This window comes from Allokutzneria sp. NRRL B-24872 (assembly GCF_002155965.1).
Taxonomy (GTDB): Bacteria; Actinomycetota; Actinomycetes; order Mycobacteriales; family Pseudonocardiaceae; genus Allokutzneria.
In genome coordinates this window covers 165,865-171,988 of the sequence record NZ_MUMH01000059.1, presented here as the reverse complement: position 1 = coordinate 171,988, position 6,124 = coordinate 165,865, and the positions used below count along the sequence as shown (strand labels likewise).

Below are 6,124 nucleotides of genomic sequence, written 5' to 3'. Positions count from 1 at the left end.
TCTGCGTCGCGGGCACTCCGGACGCGGAGAGCTGCGAAACCGACATGTCCAGGTTGCGCCGGATCAGCAGCTCGATCGCGGTGGCGGCGGGATTGGTCAGCGACGGGTGCTTGGCGCACGCGGCGGTGCCCTTCGCATCGGTCGGCGGAAGGCAGGTGTCGCCCGCGCTGAGCAGCAGGGTGCCCCCGGAACCGGCGAAGTTGCCGACGAGGTGGCGCGGGTTGAGCTCGGCCCAGTCCGCCGCGTTGGTCAGCCGCGAGCCGTAGCCCTGGTCGCGCAGGTAACCGACGCCCTCGATGACGGCCATGACGGCGGGGTCGTCGACGAAGTCGTAGGGGCCGCTCACCGAGCCCACGAAGGCGTAGCGGTCGGGATGCCGGAAGCCCTGGACCATCGCCGAGATGCCACCCATCGAGAAGCCCATGACACCGCGCCCCTCGCGCGTGGTGCGCACGTTGAACAGCTTCTCCACCAACGGGATCAGCTCTTCGTAGAGGACGTCCTCCGCAGGGCGCTTCACGCCGGTCACCGGGGGCACGTTCGGCAGCGGGCTGTCGCGGCCGTTGATCCACATGCAGGTCTGGCACCACGTGGTCTCGGCGTTGGTGTCCGGTGCCACGACGAGGAAGTCGGCCTTCGCGCGCTGCGAGCCGAAGTCGAACAGCCTGGTCTGCTTTCCGCCTCCGCCCGCGCTGGTCATGCTCAGCAGCGACTCCAGCCCGGTGACCGGGTCGAGCACTGGGTTGTCGATCGGCGGGAGCACCGTGCCGTGCAGGTAGTACATGACCGAGGAAGCGCGGCCGGTGGAACGGTAGCTGTCCGGGAGGTACACCGTGTTCGTGGTGCGCATGCCGAGCGCTGGGCTGGTGTACTTCAGGGTCAGCGCGCCTTGTTCGTCGGCCTTGGGCGAGACCTCGACGTCCCAGCTCGAGAAGGGCGCGGGCAGGCTCCGTGTCGCGGCGGGCGCGCCGGAGACCGAGGACAGGGTGAACGCGGCGGTGGCTGCCGCGACGACGAGAGCGCGGACACGTCGTGCCATCGCTGCCTCCTGGAGGTTCGGCCCGGACGACGAGCGCGCGAACCTAGCCGTTCGAGTGGAGCCGCTCAAGGCGCAGTTGACGGGCCGTGCTTCGATTCGAGCGTGATAACAGCGCTGATCAGGCAGAGGAACGACGAGGACCTTGACGAGTGCGTACGGCTGCTCGCCGACGTGCACCGCGAGGACGGCTACCCGGTGAACTGGCCCGACCGTCCCAGCGAGTGGCTGTCACCGGAAGCGTTGTCGCACGCCTGGGTCGCCGAACTCGACGGGAAGCTCGTCGGCCACGTCGGCTTGTCCCGCCGTGGTGAGGGAGATCTCGCGCCCGGCCTGTGGAGCGAGCGCAGCGGGCAGCGCGCCGACGACACCGCGGTGCTCAGCCGGTTGTTCGTCACCTCGCGCGCCAGGGGGCACGGGATCGGCGCGCTGCTGGTCAACCGCGCCATGGCGGAAGCGCAGCAGCGCGGCGTCCACGCGGTGCTCGACGTGGTCGCCTCCGACACCGCGGCGGCAGCCCTGTACGAGCGGCTGGGCTGGGTGCACATGGCCACCGTCGAGCAACGGTGGAGCCCGTCGCAAGTGGTGACAGTTCGCTGCTACGCGGCGCCGTGACGCGCGCTCAGTTCAGCACCACCAAAGCCCAGTTGAGCGCGGTCGCGAAGAGAATCCACGCCAGGTAAGGGATCTGGAGCCATGCCGCGACCCGGGAGCGTCGCGAGAACAGCCAGATGCACGCCACCACCGCGATGTCGAGGGCGATGATGTCGACGAGTGCGATCGTGCGCAGGCCGTTGCCGAAGAACAGCGGGCTCCACGCGGCGTTGAGCACCAGGCCGACGGCGTAGGTGATCAGCCCTGCCCGGGTGCCCTCACTTCGCCAGTACAGCCAGCCGGAGAGCGCGAGCATCACGTACAGGACCGTCCACATCGGACCGAACAGCCACGGCGGCGGCGCCCAGCCGGGTTGGCGCAGCGCCCCGTAGGTCCCCGCCGCGTCACCGGTTGCCGTGGCACCGATGACGGCGACCGCGGCGACGGCGACGCCGAACACCGCCAACGCGACGGGGGATGAGGAGGGAGTTCGGACTGCCGTCGACATGGCTGCACCTCTCGTGGCCACTGGCTGTCAGGTCAGGGGCTGGCCACCGGTGACGGCCATGGTCTCACCGGTGACGTAGCTGGACTCCTGGGAGGCGAAGAACACGAAGGGGTGGGCCAACTCCACGGGTTGCGCGGCCCGGCCGAGCGGGGTCTGTTCGCCGAAGGAGTCGACCTTCTCCTTGGGCATGGTAGCGGGGATGAGCGGTGTCCACACGGGGCCGGGAGCCACCGAGTTGACGCGGATTCCCTTGCTCGCCAAGTCCTGCGCGAGTCCCTTGGTGAACGTGACGATGCCGCCCTTGGTCGTGGCGTAGTCCAACAGCTCCGGCGAGGGCTGCGCGGACTGGATCGAGGAGGTGTTGATGATGCTCGCCCCCGGGCGCATGTGCGGAACAGCGGCCTTGCAGAGCCAGAACAGGGCGTAGAGGTTGGTCTTGAGCACCCGGTCGAACTGCTCACTGGTGATGCCGAGGATGCCCTCGTCCTGCGACATCTGGTAGGCGGCGTTGTTCACCAGCACGTCGATCCGCCCGAACTCCGCGACCGCGCGCTCGACGATCGCCGCGCAGTGCTCCTCCGAGCGGATGTCGCCGGGCACGCAGACCACCGACCGCCCGGCCTCGCGCACGAGTTCGGCGGTGCGCTCGGCGTCCTGCTGCTCCTCCTCCAGGTAGGACAGGAGCACGTCGGCGCCCTCCCTGGCGAAGGCGAGCGCGACGGCCCGGCCGATGCCCGAGTCACCGCCGGTGATCACGGCCTTGCGCCCGTCGAGGCGGCCGGAGCCGCGGTAGGAGTGCTCGCCGTGATCGGGTTCGGGCGTCATCGCGCCGCCGGAGCCGGGGTGTTCCTGCTGGTGCCCTGCCTGCTGGTCCGGCGTCGGGTACTGGGTGCGCGGGTCCTGGTTCTCAGCCATGGCGTTCTCCCCGTTCAGCTGCCCGGCCGCTCGACATCGCCGCGCCATCCACCCGTTTCGGTGCCGAGACGCTCGATGAACTCCTTGAAGCGGTTCAGATCGCCCTTCACCTGCATGTCGAGCACACCGAGCTTGTCGGCCGCGTGCTCGGCGAAGCCCGCGGGGTCGAGGTCCATCTGCGCGGTGACCCGGGTCGTCGTGTCGCTGAGGCGGTGGAAGGTGATCACGCCGGCGTGGGTCGGGCCGGAGTCCGAGCGCCACGCGATCCGCTCGTCGGGGTGCTGCTCGGTGATCGTGGCGTCGAACTCCCGCCACACCCCGCCGATCTCGGTGATCCAGCGCGTCCGCGTGTCGTCGAGCTGGCGTACCTCGCGCACACCGCCCATGAACTGGGGGAAGGACTCGAACTGCGTCCACTGGTTGTAGACCCGTGACACCGGGGCCTCGACGTCGACGGACTTGGTGATCGTGCCCACTGGTCCTCGCTTCACCACTCGGAACGTGCGGTCAGGCGTCGAATACCCGTGACCGCCCGGCGCAACCCTCGACCCGCAGCGGCGCTCGGCGATCACCGTCGTGTCCGCGAGCCGATCGCGAGCAGGGCGCCGATGGTGATCAGGATGATCGTGCCCGCGTCGAAACTGCCCAGCAGGCCGATCAGCACGGCCCACGCGATGAGGCCGAGGCCGACCCAGGCGGGCACGGTCCCGCCCCGCCGGACCACGTGCAGCACGAGCCCGCCGAGCAGCAGCAACGGCACCCCGAAGCTGCCGACGCTGAACCAGAACGCCTCCGCGAGCGCGAGCCGCTCCGGCGGCGGGTCGAGCGTGAGCGTGCCGAAGATGCCCTCCGCGAAGATCTGCGACCAGGCGTCCGGGCGCGAGAACCCGGCGACGACCGTGTGCAGGAGGCCGCCGCAGACCGCGAGACCTCCGCCCCACGCCGAGGCCGAGCGCCACCACGCGCGCGAGGTCGTTGCCCTGAGCTGTCCGTTCGTGATTGTCATGCCACGACCCTGCGCGCCCGCGAAGCGCTGGTCCTCGCCACAAGGTCTGCACCGCCTCACCCCAACGGATGAGTTCCCGACTCGCAGGACCTAGGCCGGGCGGACGAGGCCGTTCTCGTAGGCGAAGATCACGGCCTGCACGCGGTCGCGGACCTCCAGTTTGGCCAGCACGTGGCCGACGTGCGTCTTCACCGTGGCCTCGGACAAGAACAGCCGCTGCGCGATCTCGGCGTTGGAGAGTCCCTGCGCGATCTCCATCAGCACGTCGCGCTCGCGCGCGGTCAACCGCTCCAGCAGCGGGGAAGGCGCGCGTGCGCCCGCCAGCTGCTCCAGCATGCGCCGGGTCGTGGAGGGCGCGAGCACGGCGTCACCGGCGTGCACGGCGCGGATGGCGTGCAGCACTTCGGCGGCGGAGGCCTCCTTGAGCAGGAAGCCGCTGGCGCCCGCGCGCAGTCCGGCCACGGCGTACTCGTCGAGGTCGAAGGTGGTCAACAGGATCACCTTCGGCGCGTTCTCGCGGGCGGTGACCAGGCCGGTGGCCTCGACGCCGTTCATGCGCGGCATCTGCACGTCCATCAGCACGACGTCGACCGGCGTCTCGTTGAGCTTGGCGACCGCGTCCACGCCGTCGACGGCCTGCACGACGATCTGGATGTCGTCGGTGGCGTCGACCACCATGGCGAGGCCGACGCGGATCAGCTCCTGGTCGTCGACGAGGGCAACTCTGATCGTCATCTCAACGCTTTCCTCGTGCTGACAGGGAATTCGGCGCGCACCCGGAAGCCGCCGCCGACGGCGCCCGCCTCGAAGGTGCCGCCAGCGGCGTGCACCCGCTCCTGAACGCCGCGCAGGCCGACCCCGGCGCCGGGGACCGCTGGCCGATCTTCGGCGACGCCGCCGTCGTCCTCGACGAGGACCACCACCACCTCCGAGCGGTGCTCGACCGTGACGGTGACCGCGGCGCGGGCGCCCGCGTGCTTGACGCTGTTGGTCAACGCCTCCTGCACGAGCCGGTACGCCGCCGCCTCCGCGCTCGGCGTCAGGGCGGTGGCCGGGCCGTGCTCGGTGAGCCGGACGTCGACGCCGGTCGCGCGCACCCGATCCACCAACGCGGGCAGCCCGGCGAGCGTGGGCGTGGTGGCTTCCTGAGGAGCGGCCTCGCGCAGCACCTGGAGCGTGCCTCGCATGTCCACCAAGGCTTCCCGCGCGGCGTTGGCGATGACGGACAGCGCTTGGGCCGCGCGCTCCGGGGACTTGGCGGCGATGGCCGATCCGCCCTCGGCCTGGCGCACGATGACCGCGAGCGAGTGGGCGATGATGTCGTGCATGTCCCTGGCGATGCGCTGGCGCTCGTCAGCCGCCGCGCGCTCCACGGCCTCAGCGGCCCGCGCGACCGAGCGCTGCCGCCGGTCGAACTGGAACCGGCCCGCGATCCACGTGCCCGCCACGGCCGCGGTCAGGCCGAGCAGGGCCAGCAGCAGCGTGAGCCACCCAGCGGGCAGCGCTCCGTAGGCGGTCGCCGTCTTCGCCGTGCACAACAGGGCTCCGGCCACACCGACCCCGAGCGCGAGCAGGCTCGTGCGCCAGGAACACCGCGCGGCAACGGAGTGCAGGTGCACCAGGAAGACCGCCGAGGACGGCAGGAAGAACAGCGCGATCACCATGTCCCCGCCCGTTCCGAGCAGGCCGAGCTCCTCGGGCCGGACGACCTTGTTCGGCAGTGCGACGGTCACGGCCATCGCCAGGCTGGCGAGCAGGAACGCGATCTCCGGGGCGACCCTGCGCAGGGCGACGGTGGCGACCACGACGGCTCCGCAGATTCCCGCGACCCAGAGGCTCCAGTCCCGCGGCCGGGCTTCGTCGAGGATGTCGAGCGAGGTGCCGATCACGATCACGGCGATGATCGCGGCGAGCAGGGCGTCCGGAACGACCGGGCGTTCCCGCACCCACTGATCTGCGCGGTCGGACCAGGTCACGGCGCGATCGTAGCCGCAGGCACCGAGATTCGCGCATGATCCTGCTACGCTCGGCCGCGATGATTACCTACTCGTGCAGATCGGGGGTT

The 6,124-nt window shown here is 70.6% G+C and carries 8 protein-coding genes; 1 reads left to right on the top strand and 7 read right to left on the bottom strand.

Going from position 1 to position 6,124, the window contains the following annotated elements:
- A partial coding sequence (locus CCN37_RS16495) for an alpha/beta hydrolase family protein (protein WP_210408059.1) occupies positions 1 to 1,039 on the bottom strand: 1,039 nt, incomplete at its 3' end.
- A gap of 102 nt (positions 1,040 to 1,141) precedes the next feature.
- On the opposite strand from CCN37_RS16495, the gene CCN37_RS16490 reads away from it, so the two are divergent.
- Entirely contained in the window at positions 1,142 to 1,651 is a 510-nt protein-coding gene (locus CCN37_RS16490) for a GNAT family N-acetyltransferase (RefSeq protein WP_210408058.1), read from the top strand.
- Between the two features lie 7 nt (positions 1,652 to 1,658).
- On the opposite strand, the gene CCN37_RS16485 is transcribed toward CCN37_RS16490, so the two are convergent.
- The 6 genes from CCN37_RS16485 to CCN37_RS16460 form a co-directional block, all read right to left on the bottom strand.
- Entirely contained in the window at positions 1,659 to 2,138 is a 480-nt protein-coding gene (locus CCN37_RS16485; RefSeq protein ID WP_086821652.1) for a TspO/MBR family protein, read from the bottom strand.
- 27 nt (positions 2,139 to 2,165) lie between these two features.
- Complete coding sequence (locus tag CCN37_RS16480) at positions 2,166 to 3,053, bottom strand: SDR family oxidoreductase (protein ID WP_086821651.1); 888 nt, start codon at positions 3,051 to 3,053, stop codon at positions 2,166 to 2,168.
- Between the two features lie 14 nt (positions 3,054 to 3,067).
- Entirely contained in the window at positions 3,068 to 3,529 is a 462-nt protein-coding gene (locus CCN37_RS16475) for an SRPBCC family protein (RefSeq protein WP_086821650.1), read from the bottom strand.
- 92 nt (positions 3,530 to 3,621) lie between these two features.
- Complete coding sequence (locus tag CCN37_RS16470; protein WP_086821649.1) at positions 3,622 to 4,059, bottom strand: DUF6463 family protein; 438 nt, start codon at positions 4,057 to 4,059, stop codon at positions 3,622 to 3,624.
- A gap of 90 nt (positions 4,060 to 4,149) precedes the next feature.
- Positions 4,150 to 4,794 carry a response regulator transcription factor gene (locus CCN37_RS16465; RefSeq protein ID WP_086821648.1) on the bottom strand — a complete coding sequence of 215 codons (645 nt, stop codon included), beginning with the start codon at positions 4,792 to 4,794 and terminating at the stop codon, positions 4,150 to 4,152.
- Positions 4,791 to 6,035, bottom strand: a complete 1,245-nt coding sequence (locus CCN37_RS16460) for a sensor histidine kinase (RefSeq protein ID WP_086821647.1) — start codon at positions 6,033 to 6,035, stop codon at positions 4,791 to 4,793. The genes CCN37_RS16465 and CCN37_RS16460 overlap by 4 nt, the downstream gene beginning before the upstream one ends.
- Between the last annotated feature and the right edge of the window lie 89 nt (positions 6,036 to 6,124).

What these genes read in the sequence shown, in the direction of transcription:
- CCN37_RS16485 (WP_086821652.1), bottom strand. Translation starts at nt 2,138, where the DNA reads ATGTCGACGGCAGTCCGAACTCCCTCCTCATCCCCCGTCGCGTTGGCG.
- CCN37_RS16480 (WP_086821651.1), bottom strand. Translation starts at nt 3,053, where the DNA reads ATGGCTGAGAACCAGGACCCGCGCACCCAGTACCCGACGCCGGACCAG.
- CCN37_RS16470 (WP_086821649.1), bottom strand. Translation starts at nt 4,059, where the DNA reads ATGACAATCACGAACGGACAGCTCAGGGCAACGACCTCGCGCGCGTGG.
- CCN37_RS16465 (WP_086821648.1), bottom strand. Translation starts at nt 4,794, where the DNA reads ATGACGATCAGAGTTGCCCTCGTCGACGACCAGGAGCTGATCCGCGTC.